Origin of the sequence: Parvimonas sp. D9, assembly GCF_035282565.1 — a bacterium.
In the GTDB taxonomy this organism is placed as follows: Bacteria; Bacillota; Clostridia; order Tissierellales; family Peptoniphilaceae; genus Parvimonas; species Parvimonas micra.
Genome location: NZ_JAYKBM010000002.1, coordinates 266,528 through 292,753 on the forward strand (window position 1 = coordinate 266,528; position 26,226 = coordinate 292,753).

26 protein-coding genes and 2 tRNA genes are annotated in these 26,226 nt (G+C 26.8%); 2 read left to right on the forward strand and 26 right to left on the reverse strand.

The window, feature by feature from the left end:
• Positions 1 to 86 precede the first annotated feature (86 nt).
• From VJI94_RS03560 to VJI94_RS03630, 15 genes are all read right to left on the reverse strand, one after another.
• Positions 87 to 1,820, reverse strand: a complete 1,734-nt coding sequence (locus VJI94_RS03560) for an Rqc2 family fibronectin-binding protein (RefSeq protein WP_324008359.1) — start codon at positions 1,818 to 1,820, stop codon at positions 87 to 89.
• A 17-nt stretch (positions 1,821 to 1,837) separates the two neighbouring features.
• Positions 1,838 to 2,656 carry an energy-coupling factor transporter transmembrane component T gene (locus VJI94_RS03565; RefSeq protein ID WP_324001180.1) on the reverse strand — a complete coding sequence of 273 codons (819 nt, stop codon included), beginning with the start codon at positions 2,654 to 2,656 and terminating at the stop codon, positions 1,838 to 1,840.
• Positions 2,656 to 3,510 carry an energy-coupling factor transporter ATPase gene (locus VJI94_RS03570; protein ID WP_324008360.1) on the reverse strand — a complete coding sequence of 285 codons (855 nt, stop codon included), beginning with the start codon at positions 3,508 to 3,510 and terminating at the stop codon, positions 2,656 to 2,658. Before VJI94_RS03570 ends, VJI94_RS03565 begins: the two co-directional genes overlap by 1 nt.
• Positions 3,510 to 4,361 carry an energy-coupling factor transporter ATPase gene (locus tag VJI94_RS03575; protein ID WP_324008386.1) on the reverse strand — a complete coding sequence of 284 codons (852 nt, stop codon included), beginning with the start codon at positions 4,359 to 4,361 and terminating at the stop codon, positions 3,510 to 3,512. The genes VJI94_RS03570 and VJI94_RS03575 overlap by 1 nt, the downstream gene beginning before the upstream one ends.
• Before the next feature lie 186 nt (positions 4,362 to 4,547).
• Positions 4,548 to 6,326, reverse strand: coding sequence for an NTP transferase domain-containing protein (locus VJI94_RS03580; protein ID WP_324008361.1), 1,779 nt, complete (start codon positions 6,324 to 6,326; stop codon positions 4,548 to 4,550).
• A gap of 116 nt (positions 6,327 to 6,442) precedes the next feature.
• A complete protein-coding gene (locus VJI94_RS03585) occupies positions 6,443 to 7,951 on the reverse strand; it encodes an oligosaccharide flippase family protein (RefSeq protein WP_324008362.1) in 1,509 nt (502 codons plus the stop codon).
• A gap of 19 nt (positions 7,952 to 7,970) precedes the next feature.
• Positions 7,971 to 8,783 (reverse strand): LicD family protein, encoded by an 813-nt coding sequence (locus tag VJI94_RS03590; RefSeq protein ID WP_324008364.1) that lies wholly within the window; start codon positions 8,781 to 8,783, stop codon positions 7,971 to 7,973.
• Positions 8,784 to 8,792: 9 nt separating this feature from the next.
• Positions 8,793 to 9,602 (reverse strand): LicD family protein, encoded by an 810-nt coding sequence (locus VJI94_RS03595; RefSeq protein ID WP_416383674.1) that lies wholly within the window; start codon positions 9,600 to 9,602, stop codon positions 8,793 to 8,795.
• A complete protein-coding gene (locus VJI94_RS03600; protein WP_324004177.1) occupies positions 9,602 to 10,579 on the reverse strand; it encodes a glycosyltransferase family 2 protein in 978 nt (325 codons plus the stop codon). The genes VJI94_RS03595 and VJI94_RS03600 overlap by 1 nt, the downstream gene beginning before the upstream one ends.
• Before the next feature lie 122 nt (positions 10,580 to 10,701).
• The gene (gene srtB / locus VJI94_RS03605) at positions 10,702 to 11,496 is read right to left on the reverse strand and encodes a class B sortase (RefSeq protein ID WP_004832907.1); all 795 of its coding nucleotides are present in this window, start codon (positions 11,494 to 11,496) and stop codon (positions 10,702 to 10,704) included.
• A gap of 3 nt (positions 11,497 to 11,499) precedes the next feature.
• Positions 11,500 to 12,000 carry a dihydrofolate reductase gene (locus tag VJI94_RS03610; RefSeq protein ID WP_324008366.1) on the reverse strand — a complete coding sequence of 167 codons (501 nt, stop codon included), beginning with the start codon at positions 11,998 to 12,000 and terminating at the stop codon, positions 11,500 to 11,502.
• Positions 12,001 to 12,179: 179 nt separating this feature from the next.
• Entirely contained in the window at positions 12,180 to 12,863 is a 684-nt protein-coding gene (locus VJI94_RS03615; protein WP_324008368.1) for a DUF1980 domain-containing protein, read from the reverse strand.
• On the reverse strand, positions 12,856 to 13,674 hold the full coding sequence (locus VJI94_RS03620) for a metal ABC transporter permease (RefSeq protein ID WP_029949876.1): 819 nt from the start codon (positions 13,672 to 13,674) through the stop codon (positions 12,856 to 12,858). The genes VJI94_RS03615 and VJI94_RS03620 overlap by 8 nt, the downstream gene beginning before the upstream one ends.
• On the reverse strand, positions 13,667 to 14,338 hold the full coding sequence (locus VJI94_RS03625; protein WP_324008369.1) for a metal ABC transporter ATP-binding protein: 672 nt from the start codon (positions 14,336 to 14,338) through the stop codon (positions 13,667 to 13,669). Before VJI94_RS03625 ends, VJI94_RS03620 begins: the two co-directional genes overlap by 8 nt.
• Positions 14,338 to 15,366: a metal ABC transporter substrate-binding protein gene (locus tag VJI94_RS03630; RefSeq protein ID WP_118059076.1), complete on the reverse strand. Its 1,029-nt coding sequence runs from the start codon at positions 15,364 to 15,366 to the stop codon at positions 14,338 to 14,340. Before VJI94_RS03630 ends, VJI94_RS03625 begins: the two co-directional genes overlap by 1 nt.
• Before the next feature lie 261 nt (positions 15,367 to 15,627).
• Here VJI94_RS03630 and VJI94_RS03635 point away from each other — a divergent pair, with 261 nt between their 5' ends.
• Together VJI94_RS03635 and VJI94_RS03640 are read left to right on the forward strand one after the other, a co-directional pair.
• Positions 15,628 to 16,407: a hypothetical protein gene (locus VJI94_RS03635; RefSeq protein WP_324008371.1), complete on the forward strand. Its 780-nt coding sequence runs from the start codon at positions 15,628 to 15,630 to the stop codon at positions 16,405 to 16,407.
• A 19-nt stretch (positions 16,408 to 16,426) separates the two neighbouring features.
• The gene (locus VJI94_RS03640) at positions 16,427 to 17,908 is read left to right on the forward strand and encodes a nicotinate phosphoribosyltransferase (protein ID WP_324008373.1); all 1,482 of its coding nucleotides are present in this window, start codon (positions 16,427 to 16,429) and stop codon (positions 17,906 to 17,908) included.
• A 65-nt stretch (positions 17,909 to 17,973) separates the two neighbouring features.
• On the opposite strand, the gene VJI94_RS03645 is transcribed toward VJI94_RS03640, so the two are convergent.
• From VJI94_RS03645 to VJI94_RS03695, 11 genes are all read right to left on the reverse strand, one after another.
• On the reverse strand, positions 17,974 to 19,674 hold the full coding sequence (locus VJI94_RS03645) for a hypothetical protein (RefSeq protein ID WP_235048315.1): 1,701 nt from the start codon (positions 19,672 to 19,674) through the stop codon (positions 17,974 to 17,976).
• A complete protein-coding gene (locus VJI94_RS03650) occupies positions 19,661 to 20,392 on the reverse strand; it encodes an ABC transporter ATP-binding protein (protein ID WP_004832888.1) in 732 nt (243 codons plus the stop codon). Before VJI94_RS03650 ends, VJI94_RS03645 begins: the two co-directional genes overlap by 14 nt.
• 145 nt (positions 20,393 to 20,537) lie before the next feature.
• Positions 20,538 to 21,266: a DNA/RNA non-specific endonuclease gene (locus tag VJI94_RS03655; RefSeq protein ID WP_324008375.1), complete on the reverse strand. Its 729-nt coding sequence runs from the start codon at positions 21,264 to 21,266 to the stop codon at positions 20,538 to 20,540.
• Positions 21,259 to 21,678, reverse strand: coding sequence for a hypothetical protein (locus VJI94_RS03660; RefSeq protein WP_324008377.1), 420 nt, complete (start codon positions 21,676 to 21,678; stop codon positions 21,259 to 21,261). Before VJI94_RS03660 ends, VJI94_RS03655 begins: the two co-directional genes overlap by 8 nt.
• Complete coding sequence (gene tadA / locus VJI94_RS03665; RefSeq protein WP_324008378.1) at positions 21,675 to 22,142, reverse strand: tRNA adenosine(34) deaminase TadA; 468 nt, start codon at positions 22,140 to 22,142, stop codon at positions 21,675 to 21,677. Before tadA ends, VJI94_RS03660 begins: the two co-directional genes overlap by 4 nt.
• A complete protein-coding gene (locus VJI94_RS03670) occupies positions 22,135 to 22,482 on the reverse strand; it encodes a nucleoside-triphosphatase (protein WP_324008379.1) in 348 nt (115 codons plus the stop codon). The genes tadA and VJI94_RS03670 overlap by 8 nt, the downstream gene beginning before the upstream one ends.
• A gap of 138 nt (positions 22,483 to 22,620) precedes the next feature.
• Entirely contained in the window at positions 22,621 to 23,364 is a 744-nt protein-coding gene (truA, locus tag VJI94_RS03675; protein WP_324008380.1) for a tRNA pseudouridine(38-40) synthase TruA, read from the reverse strand.
• A gap of 157 nt (positions 23,365 to 23,521) precedes the next feature.
• Entirely contained in the window at positions 23,522 to 25,066 is a 1,545-nt protein-coding gene (cls, locus tag VJI94_RS03680) for a cardiolipin synthase (RefSeq protein ID WP_029949896.1), read from the reverse strand.
• 113 nt (positions 25,067 to 25,179) lie between these two features.
• Positions 25,180 to 25,254: transfer RNA gene (locus VJI94_RS03685), tRNA-Arg, on the reverse strand.
• A gap of 14 nt (positions 25,255 to 25,268) precedes the next feature.
• Positions 25,269 to 25,910 (reverse strand): epoxyqueuosine reductase QueH, encoded by a 642-nt coding sequence (locus VJI94_RS03690; protein ID WP_324008382.1) that lies wholly within the window; start codon positions 25,908 to 25,910, stop codon positions 25,269 to 25,271.
• 150 nt (positions 25,911 to 26,060) lie between these two features.
• Positions 26,061 to 26,137: transfer RNA gene (locus VJI94_RS03695), tRNA-Met, on the reverse strand.
• Positions 26,138 to 26,226 lie beyond the last annotated feature (89 nt).

Sequence of the window (26,226 nt, forward strand, 5' to 3'; positions counted from 1 at the left end):
TCTTAATATATACAAATATAAATTTATATATCTTACGAATATTAATACTATACCCTTTATACTTATTTTTAAAAATTAGAAAAAAACTATTTTTTATATTTATCATACAAACTATCTTTAAAGTCAATAAAAAGGGTTTTATAATTATCGTAATAGACCATTCCAAGCCCTGTTCCCTTTGCTTTTCTAATATGTTTTTTTTCTGTGTAATCTACATTTGCATATCCTTCATTTTTAAAATAACTGTAATATCCTGCTAAAAATCCGGCAATTTTATAGTCATCTTCTGTTAGGTTTGCTCCTCTTAAGATTACATGACTTCCAGGTACATCTTGAGCATGAAAAAATATATCATTTTTATTTGCAAATTTTAATGTTAAATTTTCATTCTGTAAATTATTCTTTCCAACATAAATCAAAGCTCCTGAGTCTGTTTCAAAGATATAAGGCTTTGACTTTTCAAGTTTTTGTTTATTTTTCTTACTTTTCCTAATATAACCCAAAGAAATAAGTTCCTCTTCAATTTCAGAAAGCTCGTTTAATTCTGTTATAATTTCAATAGTTTCCAAAATTTGTTTTATATACTTCATTTCTTCTTCAATTTTTGGCAATTCAGCCTTTATTATTTCATCGGCAGTTTTTAATTTTTTATATTTTTTGTAATATGCTTCAATATTTTCTCTTGGAGATTTCCTTTCATCAAGTGAAATTTCAAACTCCTTCATATTATCATAAATATTTTCTACAGAGACTTTTTTCATTCCCTTTTCTATCTTATAGATATTTATGGAAAGTAAATCAGCAAAAATTTTTAAATCCTCTTTGCTTTGATTATTCAAAAGTTCATCATTCATTGCAATATATTTATTTGTAAGTCTGTTTAATTTTGTATTCAAAATCTTTTTAAATCCTGATGCCTTTTGATTTATCCTATCTCTTAGAGAATTGTTATGGTAAAAACTTTCGACTAATTTTGATAAACTATCGACACTTTCTTTTTTTTCATATAAGTCCAAGTCAAAACAATAAAAATCTTTATTGTTGTTCATTTCATCTTTAATAAAAATAGGAGAATAGTTTTTATTTTTTATATTTTCTACTAATTTCACAAAATTTTCATCAATTCTTTTTATATTTTCCACACTTAAATTTGCAGAGTTTATATCCGTATCAACATTTAAATTATGTAATAATTCATAAGAAATAATCGGTGAAAAGCCCAAATAATTTGTATAAAAGAATTTTTTCATTGAAATTGGTTCTGAATTTTTTAAAATTTCAGAAGGTAATTTATAATTTTCATCTAAAATATTCTCTTTTTCATCTTTTACAAAAAAATAATCTTTATTTGGAAAAACCTCTCTTATACTACTCTGTCTGGAATCTATATGCTTAATTGCATCAATAATTTTATTGCTCTCTTTATCGACAAGAATTATATTTGAATGTTTCCCCATTATTTCAATGATTAAAAGTTTTTTATTAAGTTCTTTTAATTCATTTAAGTTTTCAATTTCAAAGCAAACAACCCTATCCATTTTATGTTGATATATATTTTTAATAGTACCTCCAACTAAATGTTTCCTTAACAACATACAAAAATTATATGCAGTTATCGGATTCTTTTTGCTTTTTTCACTCAAATGAATTCTTGAAAGATTATTCGCACAAGAAAGTAATAATTTATAATTCTCCTTGTTATAAATCTGTAAATTTATTTCATTTTTATCCGGTTGATTTATTTTATTTATTTTTCCATTTAATAAAAGCGGATATATTTCATCAACAACCGCTTTTGTAAAAATTCCATCAAAACTCATTTTTCTTTCCTTTATTTCTAATTAAAAATCCAAACATTCAAGAAATATCTTGATGCTATTACAAGTCCAAAAAATACTGTTATAAAAACCATAACTATATAATCCGTTCTTGAATATTTTAGAACATTCATTCTAGTTCTTCCTTCTCCACCTCTATAACATCTAGCCTCCATAGCAACTGCAAGTTCGTCTGCACGTTTTAGAGCATTTACAAAAAGTGGAACAAGTAAAGGAATCAAACTTTTTGCTCTTGATATAATACTTCCTGTTTCAAAATCTGCACCTCTTGCAGTCTGAGCCTTAGTAATTTTATCCATTTCATCTAAAATTGTCGGTATAAATCTTAGAGCTATTGTCATCATCATTGCTACAGAATGAGCAGGAAACTTGATTTTTTCAAAAGGCTTCATAACATATTCCAAAGCATCTGTAAGTACAATAGGGCTTGTTGTTAGAGTTAAAAGACTTGTCCCTATAACTAAAAGAGTTATTCTAACGCTCATAAAGGCACTTAATTTAACCCCTTCTTTAGTTATATTTATAATCCATATTCTAAATAAGACCTCTCCAGGTGTTAAAATTAAATTCAAAATTACTGTAAATAAAACAATATAAAAAATTCCTTTTAATCCTTTTAAAACCATTAGAATCGGTAATTTTGCAATTTTTATAATTGAAAACAAAAAAATTGCAAGTGGTATAAATACCAGAAAACTTTTTATAAAAAATATGGAAAGTATAAACATAAAAATAAAATATAGTTTAAGTCTAGGATCTAGTCTGTGAACAATACTATCTCCCGGAAAAAATCTACCTATCGATATATTTTTTACCATTAATTTTTCCTCAATTCTCTTTTAATTTCGTTAAAAGCCTCATCAACTGTTAGAATATTTTTGCTAAAATGATGTCCTTTTTTTCTTAAAATATCCATAAGTTCCGTAATTTGTGGAACATTAAGTCCAACTTTTTTTAAATCGTCTACATCTCTAAAAGCTTCTTTTGTACTTTTGTCCAAATGGATATGTCCATTTTTCATTATAATTATTCTATTTACTAGTTTTGCAACATCTTCCATGCTGTGAGAAATTAAAACTATTGTAATATTATTCTTCTCATAAAGCCTTTTAATTTGAAAAAATAGTTCATCCCTTCCCTTAGGGTCAAGTCCTGCAGTAGGTTCATCTAAAATCAAAATATCAGGTTTCATAGCTAAAATTCCTGCTATAGCAACTCTTCTTTTTTGACCTCCAGAAATTTCAAAAGGAGATTTATCCTTTTTAGCTTCATAATCAAGTCCTACAATCTCCATTGCTTCTTTTACTCTCTCTGTAACTTCTTCTTCACTAAGTCCCATGTTCTTAGGTCCAAAAGCAATATCTTTTTCAATTGTTTCTTCAAAAAGTTGATATTCAGGATATTGAAAAACTAATCCAATTCTATATCTTAAGCCACTCTTAGCAAGTTCCTTATCTTTAGTGTTCATATCTCCAATAAAAACATCACCACTTGTAGGCTTTAGGATTCCATTAAAATGTTGAATTAATGTTGATTTTCCACTTCCTGTATGCCCTATAATACCAACAAATTCTCCCTTTTTTATAGTTAAATCTATATTATCTAAAGCAAGTTTTTCAAAAGGAGTTTTTTCTCCATAGACAAAACTTACATTTTTAAAATTTATATCCATTATTTTAATTTTCTCTCCAAAAATTCTATCATTTCATCATTTGTTAAAATATCAGAAGGAATTTCTACCCCCTCATTCTTTAAAAGATATGCAAGTTCTGTAACCTGCGGAACAGAAAGTCCTAATTCTCGTAAAGTTTCAACATTTGAGAAAACTTTTTTAGGACTGTCATCAAATTCAATCTTTCCTTCATTTAAAACAATAACTCTATCGGCAAGAACAGCTTCTTCCATATAATGAGTTATGTATAAAATAGTCTTATTCTCTTCTTTGTTTAATTTTAAAATAGTATTAATAATATCTTTTCTTCCAATAGGATCAAGCATTGCTGTAGATTCATCGAAAATTATTACTTCCGGTTTCATTGAAAGAATTCCGGCTATTGCAACTCTTTGCTTTTGTCCACCAGAAAGCATATGTGGAGAATGCTTCTTATACTCCTGCATCTCAACAATTTCTAAAGCTTCATCAACTCTTTTTCTTATTTCATCTGAAGGCACTCCTAAATTTTCAGGTCCAAAAGCTACATCTTCCTCTACAACTGTTGCAACAAGTTGATTATCAGGATTTTGAAAAACCATAGCACATTTTTGTCTAATATCCCAAATTCTATTTTCATCTTTTGTATTAATTCCAAAAATTTCAATTTCTCCATCCGTTGGAGTAATTTGTGCATTTAAAAGTTTTGCTAAAGTAGATTTTCCGCTTCCATTATGTCCTAAAATAGAAATCAATTCTCCTTTATTTACAGAAAAACTGACCCCATCCAAAGCAGTACTCTTCTTACCATCTTCTCCAGAATATTCATATCTTAAATCTTTTATATCAATTATTTTTTCATCCAAATTCATCACCTACTAACAGTTTATGATAACATAAACAATACATTTTTTCAATAAAACAAGTATTGAATACCCAAAAAATCGACAAAAAAGACAACTTCCACATAGTTGTCTTTAAATAATTTTGTACTATTGCTAATCTTTTTCCAATTTTTTCATACAATTATTTTCTAAATGGATAGATTATTCATCATTTTATTCTTGTTCATATAATTTCAAAGCATAGTCAGCATATTCTTTAGTGTGGTTATACCAAATATATAAATATTCGCCAATACTCTTTCCTTGAATTTCCTGATTAATCGCCCATAAGAACCAATAAAAAGAGCTTACTGCAATATAAGCAATATAATGCATTAACTGCTTATCCGTAGGCTTACCATTAAAATATTCCTTTATTATATCTATAGCTTCATCAAAAGAATATTTTGAAGAAGTTATAAAACATCCAATATCTACTGCAGGATCTGACATTGCAGAATATTCCCAATCTATTAAATACATTTTATCTCTGTTATCCAACAAAAAATTCAAATCATAACTATCACAATGACAAATACATTCATTTGTATCATCTTTATCTAAAAAAGTCTTTAATTTATAAATTTTGTCATTCATCAAACTCATATCATCAAAATTATCTCTATGTGAATTTCTTATTTTGATTTTAAAGTTTTCAATTTCATCAAAAATATTAAATTTAAAATTAGTTTTTCTACCACTTGTATGTAATTTCTTTAACATAGAAATAGCCCTTTTTACGTTTTTTTTATCAAAAGGATTAAGAATTTTTACATTTTCAATATATTTAGAAATTTTCCAACCGATATCTTTATCCATATAGATATAAGTATCATCTAAACTCAATTCCTTTGCGATTTTCATTGAGTCAAACTCGCTTTTTCTATTTATGATTAATTCAGTTCCGGGACCCGGATGTCGATATACATAGGATTTTTCTTTACAACTAAATTTAAAAGATGTATTGGTCATTCTCATTTTTATCGGCTTAATATTCTTTATTTCTTCTTCTTTACATCTTAAAATATTACAAATATTTTGAAAAATTTCAGAGTCGGAGTTAGTGACATATTTTTCATCAAAAAGTCTTAACTCCTCCAAAGAATCAAACTCTTTAATATCTTCTAAATCATATTTTCTAATATACATATTATCCAACTCTTTTATATGACGCATATAAAAAGTTTCCCACAAATTTTCACGAACTATCTGTTCATGATACTCTGCTTTCAACAATTTCACAAATTTATCACTGAATTCTCTGTCAAAAAAAACATGCCCTAACATTATCCAATCATCTTTTCCGCCAATTGTTACACCTGTAATCCTTCCCTTTTTATCAAATTTTGCATAGTATTCATCAGTTTCTCCATCTTGATAAACAGCTGAATAATATGCTCTATAAACATACTTTTCAAAAGGATTATTCGGAAAATAATTATCTGAAGAACAGATATAAGTATTTTTTAATTTTTCAGTAACCAAAATTAGTGATGAAGTATTGTTAAATCTGTAATAATCCTCATTAACCACAATATCTACACCAAATTTTTCTGCTAGATAGAACATCTTTTCCTTCATATATCCTACAACTAAAGTAATATCTTCAATTCCTGCTTCTTTTAGTTGTAAAATTTCTCTCTCAATTAATTTTTCTCCTTTTACATTTAAAAGACCTTTTGGAGTTTCATAACAAAGAGGAGCAAATCTTGAACTCATTCCGGCAGCCATTATTATTGCATTATCAACTTTATATGGCTCCAATGCAGAAAGTCCTTTATCTGTAATCTTTAAATTTTCATCTATAAACTCGTTATTTTTTAATTCTTTTAAAGTTTTATTAACTTTTCCCAAAGAAATTTTTGTAATACTTGAAATTTCTCTTTGAGTATATTTTTTATTCCGATTTTTAAAAAATAGATTTAAAATATCAAAATCTTGTATTGCTAACATGAATACCTCCTTAAACATCTTGTTCATAAATTATACCATATCATATAAAAATGAACAATAAAAAAGTCCTAAAATTTTACATTTAGAACTTTTAAATTATAAAATAATAATTTATATTATCCTCTATATTTCTTTGATTTTAGTTTATATTTTATAACTCTGAATTTATTTTTAATTCCGTCAAGCGTAACAAATAAAATCTTATCTTTCGTTATTAACATAATTATAAAATAATATAGTACACATGATACAATTATTGCCAATACTCTAACAAAAAATTGTAAATTCAAATTTAATGAATATTTTAAAGTATGATTTATTCCATAAGTTATTGCAAAGAACGGAACGGCGCATAGTATATATTTTACATAAGATTTTAATATTTCGTTTATGGAAATAATATTTCTTTTAGTTATAAAGTAAATTTGAATTATCAATACTACAATTTCTGAAAATAAGGTTGTATATACAAAATATTCAGCTTGAACAACTTTTAATTTCAATAAAACTATATTTAAAATCAAGTTCAAAAAACCACCTATAAAATAAAATGCCGTTATATTTTTTTCATATCCTCTTACAAATAAAACTTGATTTGCAAGAAGTTGATCTAAAGCCCACATAACAATCCTAAGTGAAAACAACTTTAAAATAAAACCGGCTTCCAAATACTTTTCTCCCGCATATATCAACATTACTTCATCAGAAACACAGCTTAATCCAATACCCATCGGAATTACTAAGAATAAAAAGGTTCTTGCAACTTGATTTAACAATTCCGTATAATTTTTTTCATCACTATTCCCATGATAGTACGAAAGCCTTGGAATACTTACTACTATTATAGAATAAACTACACTCGTAATTAGTTGAGCTATTGACAATGCAAAGGTATAATATGAAACTGAAATCTTAGCATCCAATAATGAGAGTACTGCCCTATCCAACGCAGTGTATAACATATATGAGTTGGCTAAAAGTAACATTCCAATCAATGGTTTTATATGTATTAAAATGTCTTTTAACTCAATCTTTACAAACTTTACTTTTCTTTTTATATAGTAAAAACTTATCAAATAGTTTACAAGATTTGTAATTGATAATATAAAAGCATAATTTACTATATCATCAGCTTTTTTTACAAATGCAAAAATTGAAACAAGCATAAGTACACGGACAAATAATGTCTTAAAAAGAATAAAACCATAGTTTTCAAAAGCCTCATTCATCCACTCAATTGATACAAATTGAGTAAAAATTTGAATACTAAGTGCAATATATAACATATACATATTGGAATTTACATTTAAAAACATATATCCGATATACAAAATCCCAATACCTAAAGAACTTATTAAGTTTATAGAGAAAAGAACGGTAAAATTTTTACTTATCTCTTTAATATTATTTTTAACTCTGCTTATTGAACGTATCCCATAACTATATATTCCAAAAGCGGCAAACGGAATAAATAGATTTAATATAGAGTTTGCAACATTAAATTCACCATAGGCCTCTTTACTCAAAATTCTAGCAAGATACGGACCTGTGATAAGCGGAAACAGAATATTAAAAACCCTAACTAAAACGCTAGCTAAAGCGTTAACTTTTATATTTTTTGCCATATCTAAAATTAATTCTCCCTTATTTTATTCTGTAAGCATCTAAAAGATGTGATTTATATTCAATTTCTGCATCAGAAGGTTTTTGCATATAATCTCCATAAAATTGAGTTAAAATCTTATCATAATTTTTAGGAGCAGGTACCATCATATCTTCAAAAGGTAATTCTATTAATTCCTCATAAGTTCCCACTTTAAAAACTTCTTTCATTCCCGTTTTGTCAACACCAACAGCTCCCTCATAAATTCCATTTTCATCAGAATACTTTTCTACAAGTTTTTCAATTTTTTTTGTAAAAAATCTTGGATTTACAAATTTTAATAAATACCAAAAAGTAACTCTACAAAAATCTTTTATTCTACTATCTTTGTGAATTATAAATTTTTTCTTTATAAAACAAATATGCCTTAAAGTTACCATCAAGTGTGCTTTTTTCACAAAATTTAAGTCATTGAATCTATCAATTGGAAAAACGTCAACAAAAACATTACTATCTCGTCTATTTCTCTTTACATTATCTTCCAATAAAGTATATTTATCTATGACTACAAAAAAATTTTGAAAATACCACTCGCTGTTATCTTTGGATAAAATCCCATATCTCTCATTATCTTCCTCAATAACAGCTTTTTGAAATCTCTCATAGTCTTCTCTATACATTGAAATATCAATATCATCATCCCAAGGAATAAATCCTTTATGTCTAACACTTCCAAGTAGTGTTCCATAATTTACAAAATATTTTATATCATACTTTTTACAAACATAATCAATGAACTTTAAAATATTTAATTCATAATTTTTTAGTTCATCAACCGTTAGTCTCTCTTTCATTTTATTCTCCTAATCTACAAAATAAGCCTTGATTTCATGAGGATATTTCTGTTTATCAATAGGCGGAAATTTCATATAATCGCCATAATATTTTTTCAAAATCTCATCATATTTTTTCGGCGCAAAAAAATTACAGCCTTCAAACTCGAACTCTGCCAGTTCATCAAATGGATTATAATCAAAAACATCATCATATTTCAATTTTGAACAACCTACAACTCCAAAATATTTTCCGTTTTCTTTGGAATATTTTTCAACGGCTTCCTTTATCTTCTTTGCAAAGATTCTTGGAGATACAGGTTTTAACATCGTCCAGAAAAATAATCTAACAAAATCTTTCAACTTACTGTCCCCATACTGTATATTTTCTTTTTTTGAAAAAGATAAAAGTTTAAAACTTTCTAACTTATATGTTTTTTCAACTAATTTTAAATCATCAAAAGAATCTATCGGAAAAATATCAATAAAAATTCCTAAGTCATAAGTTTTATAATTCCTTTCATCTTCTATCTTAGTCTTTGAATTTATAACTTTTATGAAATTATTATAGTACTTGTCATCAGTTTCTAAAGACAAAATCTTATAAATTCCATCATCTTTTGAAAATAAATCTATAAACTTTTCATAGTCTTTTCTAAACATACAAATATCAATATCATCATCCCAAGGAATAAAGCCTTTATGTCTTACAGCTCCAATTAAAGTTCCATAATTTAAAAAATATTTTATATCATTTTCAATGCAAAAATTGTGAATATATTTTAGAATTTCAAGCTCTACGGATTTTATTTCATCCATAGAAAGATATTTTATTTCCATTAAGCATTTACTCCTTTTCTTTTCAAATCTTTTAAAAGCAAAAATCTATATAATTTAACATTTAATTTTAACATTAATACAGCTATTCTTCTACCTTTTCTAAAATTTTTATTTTTAAAAATTTTCCAAAAATTATTCTTCAAAAAACCTAAAATTTCCCTATATTCTAGAATGTTTTTATAATCTTCACTCAATAACATCTTATCGAAGACCATAAAATACGCATAGGAAAGCCTGAAAAAAGCATATTCTGAAAGAGAAGGAATTTCTCTATTTATATAATCATAAAAATTGGAATAAATTTCTATGCAATTCATATTTTTTACAGTATAAGGTTTTGTTGTAATGCTATTTTCTCTGTGAAAATAATAATAATATGGCTTTGTTGTTACAACATATTTTTTAGCATATTTTACAAGCTCAAACTGATAAAAAGCATCTTCATAAATTTTGCCCACAGGAAACGAAATCTTACTTGCAATTTCATAGGATATGAGTTTATTACAGATAGTGCCGGGAATTTTTTCTCCGATAAAATATTCTTTTAAAAATCTTTCCTTTCCACAACAAAAATAAATTTCTTCCTTACATTGTGGAGATTGATTGTCTGAATAAACATTATAAACCCCACAAACAGATACATCCGCATCTTCTCCTTTTATATTTTTATAAAGTTCTTCAATCATTCCCTCTGCAATATAATCGTCAGAATCTATAAATAATACATATTTTCCTGTTACAAACCTCATTCCGTGATTTCTTGCACTGGATAATCCGCCATTTTCTTTAATATAAAGTTTCGCTCTATTTTCATTTTCAACGAATTCTTTACAAATATTTTCGCTATTATCAGTTGCTCCATCATTAACTATAATAATTTCTATATTCTTATATGTTTGATTTGAAATTGAATTTAAACATTTTTTAACATATTTTTCTACATTATATACAGGTACAATAACACTTATCTTGTCCATAATTCTCCTTTATATTAAAATATTAAAATCAAAATTTAATATTAATACAAATTATACTATAAATCATTAAAATTTACAATTTTTCACAAAAAATAAAGGAGATGTAAAATCTCCTTAAAAATTTACTTCTCTTTCAATTTTGCAAACAAAATTCTCCTTGCTGTATTGTCATCAGGTGTTTTACAAGTTACCAGCATCAAGAGTTTTGTATTTTTATCAATTTTATCAACTTCAGATTTTGAAATATGTTTACTCAATTCTTTTTTCATTGCGTCCACATCTTCATTTCTCTTTGAACTAAGTTCATAAAGTGGAGTATCCGGATCTACAAGATCAACTGATAATACTTCATATTCCAATTTTCCTTTTTCTGTATAAACGTAGAACGTCTTATGATTTTCTAAAAATGTTTTATCCTCAAATTTTCTTAAATCATAAAATTTTGTTTTATCCCAAATATTATGTCCGAATATATAACTGATTCTATCTGAAAAATCCGCTTTATTATACATATCTAAAAATAATGTTCCCGTTACAGGATATTTGTTTTTCTTAAAATCTCTCCAAAGATAGTAATCATTGTCTTTTCCTTGAACTAAAGGCTCATCTATATTCGTTCCCGGAATTTCAAGCCAACCTATTGAGTCGGAATTTAATTTTTTTAATTCTTCCAAATTTACAACTTTTTCTTTATCCGTTTTTTTCTCATTGGCATTATTTGATGACTTAAAAACCGATTCTTTTAGATTACTTAAATCTTTACCTGCCTTATATGAACCATAATAATCTTTGATTATATTTCCTGCAGAATAAACAAAAACTCCTAAACATATTACAAATAATATATTCCAAAACCATTTTTTCACTTTGCTCTGTTTTTTTCTACTCTTTTTTATAATTATATCTTCTTTTTTCATACCTTAAATCCTTTCGTAAGTATAGAAGGTCAATTTTGGATTTTCACTTTTACCATCAATTTTTTCAACAACTTTCCATACTTTTTCATCAATCTTTGGAAAATGACTATCCGCTTCTACTACTTCTTTTTCTTCATATTTTGTAATATACATTCTTGAACAAAAGTCAATCAATTGCTCATAGATACTCATCCCTCCACAAACAAAAAACTTCTCTTTTGGATTTTCTTTTACAAAATTAATCAAATCTTCTATATTCTTAAATCTTCTTACTCCTTCAAAAGAAAAATCACTCTTTGTCAAAACAATATTTTTTCTTTTTGGAAGTGGCTTTATTTTAAACCCTTCAAAAGTTTTTCTACCACAGATTATAGAATTACCACAAGTTTTTTCTTTAAAAAAATTCATATCTTCTTTTAGAAAATACAATAAATTATTATCCTTGCCTATTGCATTACTTTTTTCAGTAATTGCAACTATTAAATATAAATTATCTAATACCATATTTTATCCTTTTTATTTTTTATTAAATCACAACTCCTTTTAATAACTATTTTCCGTTGTTGCGATGAAATTATTATACCACAATTCTATATTTTAATCTAATTTTTGTTATTAAGATGTGATATTTATACCCTTAAAAATAAATTATTTTACAAAAAAATTGGAGATATTATCTCCAATTAGTTTTGAAAATGAATTAATTTTCCTTTCGGTTCTATTTCTTTTATCTCAATAAGTTTGAGTTTTACAACTTTTCCAGTTTTATATTTATCGACTATTACTTCTCCAACCATTTCATACCATTTATCCTTTTCAGGATATTTTCCGTCAGTAATATATTCAAATCCAATTACACTATCGTTGTAACAACAGCCAGGTCCTTCACGTAAAATTGCATAGACAACCTCACCTGTATCTTTATCTTCAAATCTCACATTTTGTCCCGAAATTCTAACTTTCTTGCCAACATATTCATCTTTATTTACATAAATATCATTTACAAGAGCTAAAAAAATCCCATCAGAAATATTTATTATTCCATCTTTTGAATCTGCATCTCTTTTTTTATTTAACTGTTCTTTTGTAAGTTCATCCTTTTTTTCAGGCTGTTTGTATTCATCTTTTGAATCATTTTGACCTTGATGTCTTTCCAATTTGTAATCATCGGGATTTTGATTTTTATCAGTTTCACCGGATTTTTTTTCATTCTTATCAGTTCCGGCATTTTCAGGATCATTTTTTAGAGCACTTTTTAAATCATTTTTATTTTCTTTGTTTTTTATAAAATTACTATTACCATCAGCCTTTGAACAAGAACATAGCAATAGACAAAATAGTATTAAACTTAATATTTTTTTATTCACTGATAAACCTCCTTACTATGCAAGATATAACAAATAGAACTAAATTAACCAAAACAATACTTGCACCTGTCGGCGTTGAATATATATATGATATAGTTATTCCAATAAACAATGCTATTGTCGAGATTATAACTGATGAAATAACAACAGCCTTATAACTTTTAAAAATTCGCATAGACGTCATTGCAGGAAATATTATTAAACATGAAATAAGCATACTTCCCATAAATTTCATTCCTATAACTATAGTTACAGAAATCAAAATTGTAACCAAAGTGTTATATAAATTGATATTTACTCCACTCGCTTTGGCAAAATCTTCATCAACAGTAATAGTATATATTTTATTATATAACAAAATATAGGAAATTAAAACTATTATCCCTAAGACAAAACTAATATACATATCACTTCTTTTCATAATCAATATGCTACCAAATAAGTAGTTACAAACATCAACATTAAGTCCTTTAGTTACAGCTGTAAAAGTTACTCCTATAGAAACGGAAACACAACTTAAAAGTGCAATTGCTGTATCACTACTAATATTATATTTTTCTCCATACTTTAAAAGGATAATTCCTGCTATAATTACTATTGGCATAGAAAATTCTATTGGAGAAATATCAAAAGAAAGTGCTATTGAAAGTGCTGCAAATGAAACATTTGAAAGGCCAACTCCTATCATTGCATATCTTTTCAAAACTAGAGTTATTCCAAGCAATGCAGAACTTATCGAAATTAAAAGTCCGACGAATATTGCTTTAACCATAAAGGGATAACTTAACATTTCTGAAATTAAACTAATCAAAATTTATTTCCCCCTTTTCGTATTTTTCCAAAACATTTTCTATGACTCTATTTTCTTTTCCTAAAACTAAAGCTCTATTAGAATATTTAAAAGCCTCTTCATCATGACTTATCATAACAATAGTAAGACCTTCTTTATTAAGTTTTTCTAAAATGTCATACAACATCTTTCTAACATTTATATCCAAAGAATTTGTAGGTTCATCTAAAAAAATAATCTTTTCGGATACACAAAGGCATCTGCAAAGTAAAACTCTTTGCCTTTGTCCGATAGAAAGAGAACTTAGACTCTTATCTTTAATTTCCCAAAGATTTAATTTTTTTAAATTCTCCTTAACAACTGCTATATCTTTAGAGCTATAAAAAAACTTTGAATAAACAGCTCTTGAAGATAAAACAAATTCCCATATTGTTGATGGGAATTCTTTTTTTAATAAAACTTCTTGAGACATATATCCACAAATTTTAAAATTCTTCTTTATTTCTCCTGAAGAAATATTTTTTAATCCTAAAATTCCTTTCAACAGAGTAGATTTTCCTATACCGTTTTTTCCTAAGATGAGGAAGAAATCTCCCTCATCAACGGAAAAGCTAAGATTGTCAATTATTTTATTATTTTTATAAAAAATTTCTAAATTTTCACAAACTAAAATTTTTTCTTTCATTAATTAAGTCCTTCTTTTAATGCCTCAACATTTTGTTTCATAAGGTCTATATAAGTTATACCCTTATCAAAATCTTCTTTAGTTACAGTATGGATTGAATGTAAAAGTTTAACTTTAGCTCCGGAATTTTTAGCAACAGTTTCAGCCAGTTCACCTTTTCCCATTTCGATATGATAAACTACCGGAATTTTATTTTCTTTTACATAGTCAACCATTTTTTTAATTTGTCCTGCACTTGCAGTTGATTCAACACTACAACCTGAAAACAAAGCACGATACTCTAAACCTAAGTCTTTAAATAAATATCTGAATGGAAATCTATCTGCAATAACAACTTTTTTAATTTTTGCATTATCAACAACATCATGTAATTCTTTATCTACACCTTCAAGTTGTTTAATATAATTTTCAGCATTTTCTTTATAAAATTCTGCATTATCAGGATCTTTTTCTACCAATGCATTAGTTATAGTTTTAACCATTTGAATAGCATTTTTAGGTGATGTCCAATAATGTGGATCTAATTCTTTTTCTTCGCCTTTATGATTGTGTTCGTCTTCTTTTTCGTGTTTATGGTCGTGATTATGTTCATCTTCTTTTTTATCATCATGATGGTGTTCGTGTTTCATACCATCAACTGATTCTTCTTCAAGTTGTTGAATACCATCAACTAATTTAACTACTTTTTTATTTTTCATATCTATACTTTTAGTTAAATTTTCAACCCATTTATCATGTTCTGTTCCACCATACACAAAAATATCCGAATTTTGAACTGTTTTTATATCTTGTGGAGTAGGAGTAAATGAATGAACATCAACTCCCGGTTTTATCATTAATTCCAAATCAACCTTATCCTTTGCAATTGCTCTTGTTATATCATATTCAGGAAAAATTGTAGTTACAATCTTTAATTTACCCTTAGTATTATCTCCTTTATCTTTTTTTTCAGTTTTTGCAGTACAGCCTGTAATCAATACTGCTCCTGCCAATATTAACCCAAAAATCTTTTTTGAAATATTTTTCATATTGTACCTCCTTCTTAAGAAATTTTAAAAATTAAAATTTCAAGAATAATTCTAATTCTTTTATATTGTATCACAAAAATATAAAATAATCCACATAAATAAGAATAATTTTTATTTACATTTATTGATACAGCATAATATAAATATATTGCAATATAATATTTAAATTGCTTAATAATAAATTTATGTAGGAATAGAAAAAATTTATTAAAAGTGTTATAATAGACGTTGATATAGTAAATTTATATTTTAGGAGGATTTATGAAAACTGTATTTGATACTCAAAAAGTAAAATTAACTCGTAAAGATGGGGGCGTCCTGATTGTAAGAAAAGATGGAGTATCTTATGAAGATGCAAAAAAAGAAAAGAAGAGTTTTGATATTTCATTTGATAAAATTTCCTATATAATAGCACTTAGCTATTGTAATTCTAATTCAAATTATAATTTATTATTTGAAAAGAAAGATAAGTCAGCTCCGATTGATTTTACATCAGACACTACAATTATAAATGATTGTCATAATATTTTAGAAACTAAGTCTATACTTCTAGCTCATGCTGCATACAAACTTACAAAAGATTTTCCAAATAATCTTGATACTTTGGATATAGATTTAGCTCGTAGTTTGAGAGAAAAAGCTATTCGTATTTCTAATGGTGTTATCTCCGGAGCAAAGCATAGCATAAATATTAATGAAATTCGTAGAGTACAATGTGCATCAAATGGTACAATTTCAAACCTTTTAATATACAAAAAGGAGAAAAAAACATTCTGGAATATTCCTGATATGAGAATTCCTTGTAACGAAATTACTTTACCTCTAATTGAGGCAATTGTTACAAGAAATACCGGAAATGGAATTGATTTTTCTTGGGGAAACGGTTTTGATCAAAAAAATAGTAACTATATAATAATGAGATATATGGATTCTAACTTTTTTATAAATAATGACGGTACTTTTGATACAGAGTGGCAAAAACAAATATATAATAGAATTCGTATATTTGATCATGATCTTGAATACTTATTAAATAAATAAATTTCTATGGAGGTGTTTTGTGAACAGAGATTTTAATGAATTCAATATTTCAATTCTTTCAGATTTTTATGAATATACTATGGCTCAAGGGTATTTTAACGAAAATTTGAATAACAAAATTACTTATTTTGATATTTTTTATAGAGAAAATCCGGATGGTGCAAGTTATGCAATCTTTTCCGGATTGGAACATTTAACTCAAATTCTTAATTCAATGAGATTTAATGATGAAGATATAGAATATTTTAAATCTTTAAATACTTTTGATGATAAATTTTTAAATTTTTTAAAAAATTTTAAATTTAAATGTGATATATGGTCCGTTCCTGAAGGAAGTGTAATCTTTCCTTATGAACCTATAATGACCGTTAGAGGTCCTGCTGTTCAAGCGCAGTTAATAGAAACCATAGCTTTACTAATAATAAATCACGAAAGTTTAATTGCAACAAAATCAAATAGAATAAAAAGGGCTGCGAAAGGTAGAGCAGTTATGGAATTTGGTGCGAGACGTGCACAGGGAATTGACGCATCCGTATATGGAGCAAAAGCCTCATATATTGCAGGTATAGATGGCACTTCTAATGTCTTGACCGGAAAATTATTTAATATTCCTGTACTTGGAACAATGGCTCACTCTTGGGTACAAATGTTTGATACAGAATTGGAAGCTTTTAAAGCTTTTGCAAAATCTTTTCCAAATAATTGTGTATTACTTGTTGACACTTACAATACCTTACAATCAGGTATTCCAAATGCAATAAAGACTTTTGATGAAATTCTAAAACCTATGGGAATAAGGCCAAAAGGAATTAGACTTGATAGTGGAGATTTAGCTTATCTTTCTAAACAAGCAAGAAAAATGTTGGATAATGCAGGATATGAAGATGCTCAAATTGTAGTTTCAAACTCGCTTGACGAATATACTATTAGAGATTTATTACATCAAGAAGCAAAAATTGATTCATTCGGTATTGGTGAAAGACTTATAACTTCAAAAACTCATCCGGTTTTTGGTGGAGTTTATAAATTAGTTGCCATTGAAGAAAACGGAAAAATTATTCCAAAGATAAAAGTATCAGAAAATGTCGATAAAATAACAACACCAGGGGTTAAAAATCTATATAGAATATATGATAGAAAGACAAAAAAAGCTGAAGCTGATTTAATTACTCTATTCGATGAAAAAATTGATGAAAGTAAACCAATTTCTATTTTTCATCCAATTTATACTTGGAAAACTACAACTTATGAAGATTATATCTTAAGACCAATGCTAAAACAAATTTTCAAAAACGGAGAGTTAATCTACAAACTTCCAGATATAAAAGAAATTAGAGAATATTGTGCAAGTGAAATTGAAAGTCTTTGGGATGAGTTTAAAAGATTTGATAATCCTCATATTTATAAGGTTGATCTTTCCAAAGATTTATGGGAACTAAAGAATAATTTACTAAAAGAAACAGTTAAAATATCTAAAAAGTCAAAAAAACAGAGCGATTAAATCACTCTGTTTTTTTATATAAAATTTAACTCTAATCCTATCGTGAATTATCATGAAATTTTTATTTATAATCTCCTTAATAATCTCTTAAATAATTTTCTGTCTATTAAATAAGATATTACAGCAGTTATTAAAATTATAATTAAATCTGCCAAAACAACATAAGGTATATTATAATTCCATTTAATCATTTTGACAGTCACAAATATGATTAATCCATATAATCCATAATTAATTAAAATTGAAATAAATATATTTATTCCACCTGAACCACCATTTAAAGCTTCTTTTGGAGTTTTCCAATCAAAATATGGATTAATAAGTCCTAAAATCATATTTAAACTTCCACTTGTAAATAAAGTTAAAGCCATTCCAAGTATAACCGCAACATATACAAGAGGGTTAAAAACATATAGAACCATTGATAATGCCACAACTATTATCGCCGAAATAAAATGTAATACTTGACAGGCAAAAATTTTTGAAATTATATGTGTATTAATTCCTATCGGTGCAGTAGCTATTACCCAAAATGATTTTCCTTCTCTTGAAACGGAACTTGTAGTAAGTGAAGATAGACCACAGAAAAGTCCCAAGCAGGCTCCTACTCCAAATGCAGAAACAAATAAATATCCTAATGATGTAGAAGAAACTAAAACATTTAGAGCAAATACCAGCTGTGACTTAAATTTTAGTCCATAGTATACCGCAATACTAGCTATAATAAGTACCATTATATCAATCATAATTACCTGCATAAAGTATGTTGGAGTTGTTATAATTTCATTAAATTCTTTTTTGAATAATACAACAAGTTTGTACTGTTTTGAATGTGCAACTCCTTGTCTTTTTCTTTTTTCAATAACAGCTTTACTTTCTCTTGAAACAACATTTACACTTCTCAAAATTTCAAGATAATTTCTCTCTGCAAAGAATTTCAATAATAATGAAAGAACTATACAAATAATTAAACCTATTCCCAAATTTGCAATTGATGTAATAAGATTATCAGAAATCAATATTTTTTTCATCCAAACCACAAAGAAAAATATTGATGAAAGCTTTCCTTCCAAATCTACAATAACTTTTCCTATATCAATTCCTAAAGCCGGATTGGATGCGGCTTGAGTAAATATCATATATAATGCAAATAATCCTATTGTAAATAAACCATAAATTAATTTTAAAAATCTATTGAATATTTTACTTGTTCTAAGTAGTTTTCCAAAAATAAGTATTATAACTCCGGTTAGCAAAATTGCTTCCAAGTTAAGTAATATTAGTCCTAAAAAAGTAAAGATATAAAAGTCTATTCCTTTTTTTAGTGTATATCCTGTTATTCCAAATGCAATAACAAAAATTAAAAAGAATGATATGAAAAATGTTATTGCTAAAGAATAAATTCTGGATAAAAATATATCACTACCTGATATCGGTAAAGATAATAATATTTCAGTTTCATTATTCTTTTCAATAAAAACAAAAGCCGTTGCCAATGACAAAAATAATGTTACAACAAATATCCCTACAGAAAAAGTAGTTAAACTTGCTCTACCAATCGTAGTTTGAAAATTGTTAGCAAGAAAACGTCCAAGTTTAGGTGCTCCCCAAACAAACATTATAACAAAAAACAATATCCCCGCTACACCTTGAAAACTTGCTGATCTTTTTCCCTTTGTTTTTAAATTTTGCCTTATAGATAAGATTGCAAAAAAATCAATCGAAACAAAATATTTTATTAAAGTCCATAGTTTAGATTTTTTCATTGTCTGTCAACTCCAAGAATATTTTTTCTAAATCTTCATTTGAATGTTCCTCAGTTTTCAATTCAGATAATTTACCACAAAAAGCAATTTTTCCTTTGTTTATTATAACCAATTTATCACAAATTTTTTCTGCAACTTCCATAACATGTGTTGAAAATATTACAGTATTTCCAGCATCAGCAAACTCTCTTAAAATATTTTTTAAATTAAAAGAAGTTTTAACATCTAATCCAACCATTGGTTCATCAAGAATTAAAACCTTAGGAGAAGTAATCAACGCTCCAATCAATACTAATTTTTGACGCATACCATGTGAATAACTATCTATTGTACTGTAAATTGCATCTCCTAACTCTAATTTCTGATTATACTCTTCAATTTTTTCTTTTCTTACTTTTTCATCTATTCCATAAATATCAGCAATAAAATTCAAATATTTTATCCCTGTCATCTTTGTATAAATATCAGGATTATCAGGAACATAACTAATCATTTCTTTTACTTCTATAGAATTTTCAAGAGTATCAACTCCATTAACTGTGATTTTCCCTTCTGTCTGTTCTAAAATTCCAACCATCATTTTTAAACTTGTACTCTTACCGGCTCCATTAGGACCTAAAAAGCCAAAAATTTCTCCTTCTTCAATAGTAAAACTGATATTATCAACAGCTTTAACTCCTTTTGAAAAAACTTTTGATACGTTTTTAAACTCAATCATTTATAATACCTCCTTATCAAATATTAAAAAGTTTTAATTGTATCAAGTAAAAACTTTTGTCAGTTAATTTTATCACATTTTTAGACAAAAAATCAACATTAATCATTTAGCCAACTTATATTTTTTAGCTTAGCTTATTTGTAAATTATTTTCTCCAAGAATTTCCGGTTTTATAATCTATTTCTATATTCGGTTGAATATTAAAACAATATACGTTAAACTTAATTGCTTTGCCATTGTCCTCAATAGAAATCGCTTCAATTTGAATACCCCTAGCGACAAGTTCGTTACCTACAAAAATAGGTGTTACTCTATATCTTACATGGTTATTTGTTTCCTTTACATAATCGGCTATCATGTTTTCAAAAGGTAACATTCCTTTTGTATTCAAATATCTTGTTCCCGTTATTAAGTTTCTTTTATTTGCATTTTCTCCTGCAAGTTGAAAGCCAATCAGATGACAACGATTATATAAACTTCCTCCTTCAATTCCATTATATTTTACGGATTTCCATACTGTTGGCTTTACAGAAGAAATATTTTCTCTTTTTGAAGTTGGCATCAAATCTTGACCTATTATAGAATCGGCAACTCCGCATCTCTTTAAGGAGTCAAGTTCAGAATATTTTTCAAAAGATTTTGATACTAACTCACTTTTATCAAAATTCGGCTCATTATTATTAATAACAACATAAGGCTTCCCGTTATATTCCGGAAGTTTGTTTATATCAAGTCCAACTATATTAGTATTACTGGTACTTCTATTTTCAATATACCTATGTGTAAAAAAAGCAACAAATAATGTCACAACAAGAAATAGCATAATGCCAAATATTCGTATGTTTTTCTTATCAATTCTAATCTTATTATTCATCTTTATTCTCCTTTACAAATATTTTTCTTGTAATCTTTTCGTGACTCTTTCCTTTAAACTCAAAGACTTCTTTTTCTTTCCAACAGTCTTTTAAAAATTCCTCAAAAACTTCATCAAAAGGATAATCTCTATTCCAAAAATAGACTATAATTTCATCTACTAATGATAAAAATTTTTCTAAAAAATCCCCTTCATATAAAAAAACAGAATTTTCTATAATTTTTGTTTTTTCATCAATAATTTCAAAATTAAATTCAATATCCTTATACAGATCATAGCTGTACTCTGTCAAAAAAAGTTTTAAATTTCCAATTAATTCAAAAAGATTTTTTCTCTGCAACTCATCTTGACTTTGTCTTTTACCAAAAAATTTAATGCCGTTATTTTCATCTAAGCAAACAACTAATTTCATTTATTTTTCTTTTCACTCCTTAAATTTTTAAAAAAGTCTTGTAAAATTTCTAAACATTCTTCTTCTAATACACCGGTTTTTATAATTGATCTATGATTGAGTTCCTGTCTATCTAATACATTTTCAATTGATCCACAAAAACCTCTTTTAACATCCATGGCTCCAATTATAACTCTTTTTATTCTACTATTTACAATCGCCCCTGCGCACATACAACAAGGTTCAAGAGTTACAAAAAGCTCTGTATCTTCAAGTCTAAAATCTCCAAGTTTTTGTCCTGCTTTATTAATTGCAATAATTTCTGCATGATAAACTCCACTTTTTTTGCTCAAAACCTGATTATGCCCTCTTGAAATTATTTTATCATCTTTAACAATAACGCAACCAATAGGCACTTCTCCCTTATCATAAGCCTTTTTTGCCTCTTTCAAAGCAAGACTCATAAAATACTCATCTCTATTCATAAAACTTATCCAAGTCAAAAATTTCAAAATTTTCTAATTTATCCAAATTTTCAACTATTGGATTTCCACCTTTCTTAAGTACTGCAAAAATTCTATTATTTTTAAAAAGAGAAATTAATTTTTTACAATATCCTTTTAAATGTAATTCCTTATTCCCAATCTCATCAAAGACTAAAATATCATTATCTTTAAAATCATTCATAAATTCATAACTTTTTTTCAAAAAAACATCATCAAAAAATTTCATTTCTGTCTCTCTTTCCCCGATGATAAATTTTTCTTCAGTTCCATATCTAAAAAGTTCAATTCTAAATTTATCAGTGATAACAAGTTCAGTCATAATTCCATCAATTTTAGAATTTTTGTAATATTTTTTTATAAAAGCTTTTAATTCCCAACTTTTATATTCCCAGTTATCAAAATATGATTTTTACCTGTATCAACTTTTCGCAGACTTTCAACTAAAAAATCTAAATCTTTAAAATTTATCATATAAAATCTCCATTAAATAAAGACCATTTGGGCTTAAAGTTATTCCTGCCTTTGTCCTGTCTTCACTATCTAAAATTTTTTCAAGTTCATCTTCTTCAATCAATCCTCTGCCGATATCGACTAGTGTTCCAACCATTATTCTAACTTGATTTCTAATAAAACTTTGTCCCTTAATCAAAAAAATTAAATCATTATTTTCTTTACATATTTCAAAGGATTTAATTTCTCTAATAGGATTGGTATTACCTGTTCTCGGACCCATAAAAGCCTTAAAACTCTTTCTTCCAATAAAATATTCTTTGGCTCTTTGCATTTTCTCAATATCCAAAGGATATGGAAAATTTGCCTTGTAATTATAGTAAATGGGATCCATAACTTCGTCTAAATTTAAAATATATTTATATGTCTTCATCTTTGCATCAAATCTTGAATGAAAATTCTCTGAAACTTCTTTAGAATCTAAAACTCTAACTCCAATAGGTAAAAAATGATTTAAAGCAGTTTTAAAATTCAAAACTCCTACATTACTTTCAGTATGAAAATTAATTATATGCCTTAAAGAATGAACCCCTCTATCCGTTCTTCCAGCTGAAATAATATTTATATCTTCTCCGGTAATTTTTTTTAAAGCATCTTCTATCTCTCCTTGAACAGTTACAACATTTTTTTGCTTTTGAAATCCAAAAAACAAACTTCCATCATAACTAATAGTGAGCATAATATTTCTCATAAATTATCTCCATTTTTAAAATATTCCAAATTATTATTTTATCACAATATTATCAATAAGTACATCCTTATAAATTAGATAAAAACTAAATTAATTATAAAAAACAAACAAAACCATATAAAAAAAGAAATTTTTACTAATCAGCAAAATTTCCTTTTTACATTAGTGGTGCAAATAATTTTAATAATGATTGCAATATTCTCGTAATTAATTTTCTTGATTTTATCCATTCAGGTGTTATTTCCATAGAATCTTTTAAAGTATTTTCAAAATCTTCCTTAACATCACTTACTATAGGAGTTCCAAATGTCCAAACAGCACATTCAAAGTGAAGATAAAGACTTCTATAATCTAAATTTATACTTCCAATTACGACAAATCCGTCATCACAAAGAAAATTTTTCGCATGTATAAAGCCCTTTTTAAATTCATAGATTTTCACTCCATTTTCTACAAGATTTTTATAAAATGACCTCGTAAGCAAGTGAACATATTTCTTATCAGGAATATGTGGTGTTATAATTCTAACATCAACACCGGTTTTTGCAGCACTAATTAATGCTTTTTCCATTTCCCAAGTTATTATTAAATAAGGTGTTGTTATATAAATATATCTATTCGCACGTCTAATCATATTAAGATACATATTTTCACTGGTTGATTCCATAACTGGCGTTTCAGAAAAAGGAATTACTACACCAAGATCGTCCCTAATATTTGATTTTTTCTCAAGATCACTTTTATCATACAAACTCAAAATATCAGTATTTTCTCCGGTTGAATAGTCCCAAAGGGAAATAAACATATTTATAAAAGAGGCGACAGCATGACCTTCAAGCTTCAAAACAGAATCTTTCCAATAACCATATTTTTCGTACAAATTTATATACTCGTCAGCTATATTTATTCCTCCGGTATAAGCAATTTTACCATCAATAATTGTCATTTTTCTATGTGTTCTATTATTATGTTTCGGTAAAACAATCCCTTTTACTTGATTAAATTCTACAACTTTTATTCCTAAATTTCTAATTTCCTCAAGTGTTTTATTGGATAATGTCAAAATACTACCTATATCATCTATGATAATTTTTACATCTACTCCATTTTTTACCTTTTGCTTTAGTATATTTAAAACTGAATCTAAAAAAAATCCCTCTGAGATAATAAAATATTCCATAAAAATAAATTTTTCTGCAGTTTTCAAATCATTTAAATATTCTTCAAAACTATCTTCTCCTGACGCAAAATATTTAGTTTCAGTATTAAAAAATACAGGACTACCGGTTGCACAATTTATATATTTAGCCTGCCTATACACATTCATATCAGAATCATTTAGATTTTCTATATCATAGTCCTTTGAAAGATCCATAGAGTCTTTAAATTTTATGGAAAAATTAAAAAGTCTTTTTTTTACAGACTTTAAAAGTCTCTTTTCTCCAAAAGTCAGATAAATTATTCCACCTAAAAATGGAAGTACGACTACAATTAATATCCAAGTTATTTTAAATGCAGGATTTATATTATCATTTATAATTATAAATGTAAAAATCAAACCAACAATCAAATTTATTCCATACAAATAAATAAAATATCTATTAAAATATATTAAAAATACTGTTAAAAACATTAGTTGAATTAAAACCATACAAATTATGAAAAAAATTCTACTAAAAATAAAATTAAAAAAATTTTTCATTTTTTTCTCCTACGTAAAAACAGTGAATTTTTCGTTTTTACATAACTCTTTATGTTATGTTGATATTTGTTAATTCACAATAAACAAAAAGTACATTATTAAATGTACTTCATTGGCGTTCTTGGCGGGAATCGAACCCACAACGGTCCCTTAGGAGGGGACTGTTATATCCGTTTAACTACAAGAACATAAGAAAAGAAGGCTATGAGCTCTCCTTCAATTTTTTAAATTCTTCTCTTTCCATTTTAGAAAATATACAACCACAGTAATCTTGTCTATACATTCCAAACATTAAGGAAAGTTCAACACTCCTTTTATATCCATTTCTCTTTTTAAAATCTGATGGAAGATGTTTTACGCCTATTTCTTTAGCAACTTTTTGCCCAATTTCATTTAAAACTTGTGAATTTTTATAAGGACTTATTGTAAGTGTCGTAGTAAAATAGTCGAAATTTTCGGCTTTTGCCAATAAAGCTGCCTCTCTTAATCTTAATTCATAACAACTATGACAACGAATAGAACCTTCTCTCATTTTTTCCATTCCTTTTACAGTTTTATAAAATCTATCAACATCATATTTCCCAACTACCATATTTATCGGATATTTTCCATTCATCTTTTCAATCAATTTTCTCTGTTCTTCAACTCTAAAAAAATACTCTTCTTTAGGATAAATATTAGGATTATAATAAAAAATTGTAATTCTAAAATAATTAGACAAATACTCAAGGCAATAACTGCTACAAGGTCCACAACATGAATGTAGTAGAAGAGTCGGAGCACAGTTGTTTTTTTCGTTTTCTTTAATTATATTGTCTAACAGCAATTGATAATTCTCTTTCATATTTGCCTCCTTACCGTTTTATTTTAACATAAATAGTATTTAAAATCAAATTTTAATCTATTTATAAATTTTCACATTCTTACAGTAAAATCTATCCAATAATATTATCATTCATTTCACAAAAAAAGAATAATCTTGCGATTATTCTTATGGTTGCGGGAGCAGGATTTGAACCTACGACCTTCGGGTTATGAGCCCGACGAGCTACCAAACTGCTCCATCCCGCGATATAAAAACTAAACTGGTGCCGAGGACCGGAATCGAACCGGTACGATGAGTTAACATCGCAGGATTTTAAGTCCTGTGCGTCTGCCAG

What these genes read in the sequence shown, in the direction of transcription:
- VJI94_RS03560 (WP_324008359.1), bottom strand. Translation starts at nt 1,820, where the DNA reads ATGAGTTTTGATGGAATTTTTACAAAAGCGGTTGTTGATGAAATATAT.
- VJI94_RS03565 (WP_324001180.1), bottom strand. Translation starts at nt 2,656, where the DNA reads ATGGTAAAAAATATATCGATAGGTAGATTTTTTCCGGGAGATAGTATT.
- VJI94_RS03570 (WP_324008360.1), bottom strand. Translation starts at nt 3,510, where the DNA reads ATGGATATAAATTTTAAAAATGTAAGTTTTGTCTATGGAGAAAAAACT.
- VJI94_RS03575 (WP_324008386.1), bottom strand. Translation starts at nt 4,361, where the DNA reads ATGAATTTGGATGAAAAAATAATTGATATAAAAGATTTAAGATATGAA.
- VJI94_RS03580 (WP_324008361.1), bottom strand. Translation starts at nt 6,326, where the DNA reads ATGTTAGCAATACAAGATTTTGATATTTTAAATCTATTTTTTAAAAAT.
- VJI94_RS03585 (WP_324008362.1), bottom strand. Translation starts at nt 7,951, where the DNA reads ATGGCAAAAAATATAAAAGTTAACGCTTTAGCTAGCGTTTTAGTTAGG.
- VJI94_RS03590 (WP_324008364.1), bottom strand. Translation starts at nt 8,783, where the DNA reads ATGAAAGAGAGACTAACGGTTGATGAACTAAAAAATTATGAATTAAAT.
- VJI94_RS03595 (WP_416383674.1), bottom strand. Translation starts at nt 9,602, where the DNA reads ATGGAAATAAAATATCTTTCTATGGATGAAATAAAATCCGTAGAGCTT.
- VJI94_RS03600 (WP_324004177.1), bottom strand. Translation starts at nt 10,579, where the DNA reads ATGGACAAGATAAGTGTTATTGTACCTGTATATAATGTAGAAAAATAT.
- srtB (WP_004832907.1), bottom strand. Translation starts at nt 11,496, where the DNA reads ATGAAAAAAGAAGATATAATTATAAAAAAGAGTAGAAAAAAACAGAGC.
- VJI94_RS03610 (WP_324008366.1), bottom strand. Translation starts at nt 12,000, where the DNA reads ATGGTATTAGATAATTTATATTTAATAGTTGCAATTACTGAAAAAAGT.
- VJI94_RS03625 (WP_324008369.1), bottom strand. Translation starts at nt 14,338, where the DNA reads ATGAAAGAAAAAATTTTAGTTTGTGAAAATTTAGAAATTTTTTATAAA.
- VJI94_RS03630 (WP_118059076.1), bottom strand. Translation starts at nt 15,366, where the DNA reads ATGAAAAATATTTCAAAAAAGATTTTTGGGTTAATATTGGCAGGAGCA.
- VJI94_RS03635 (WP_324008371.1), top strand. Translation starts at nt 15,628, where the DNA reads ATGAAAACTGTATTTGATACTCAAAAAGTAAAATTAACTCGTAAAGAT.
- VJI94_RS03645 (WP_235048315.1), bottom strand. Translation starts at nt 19,674, where the DNA reads ATGAAAAAATCTAAACTATGGACTTTAATAAAATATTTTGTTTCGATT.
- VJI94_RS03650 (WP_004832888.1), bottom strand. Translation starts at nt 20,392, where the DNA reads ATGATTGAGTTTAAAAACGTATCAAAAGTTTTTTCAAAAGGAGTTAAA.
- VJI94_RS03655 (WP_324008375.1), bottom strand. Translation starts at nt 21,266, where the DNA reads ATGAATAATAAGATTAGAATTGATAAGAAAAACATACGAATATTTGGC.
- VJI94_RS03660 (WP_324008377.1), bottom strand. Translation starts at nt 21,678, where the DNA reads ATGAAATTAGTTGTTTGCTTAGATGAAAATAACGGCATTAAATTTTTT.
- tadA (WP_324008378.1), bottom strand. Translation starts at nt 22,142, where the DNA reads ATGAATAGAGATGAGTATTTTATGAGTCTTGCTTTGAAAGAGGCAAAA.
- VJI94_RS03670 (WP_324008379.1), bottom strand. Translation starts at nt 22,482, where the DNA reads ATGACTGAACTTGTTATCACTGATAAATTTAGAATTGAACTTTTTAGA.
- truA (WP_324008380.1), bottom strand. Translation starts at nt 23,364, where the DNA reads ATGAGAAATATTATGCTCACTATTAGTTATGATGGAAGTTTGTTTTTT.
- cls (WP_029949896.1), bottom strand. Translation starts at nt 25,066, where the DNA reads ATGAAAAATTTTTTTAATTTTATTTTTAGTAGAATTTTTTTCATAATT.
- VJI94_RS03690 (WP_324008382.1), bottom strand. Translation starts at nt 25,910, where the DNA reads ATGAAAGAGAATTATCAATTGCTGTTAGACAATATAATTAAAGAAAAC.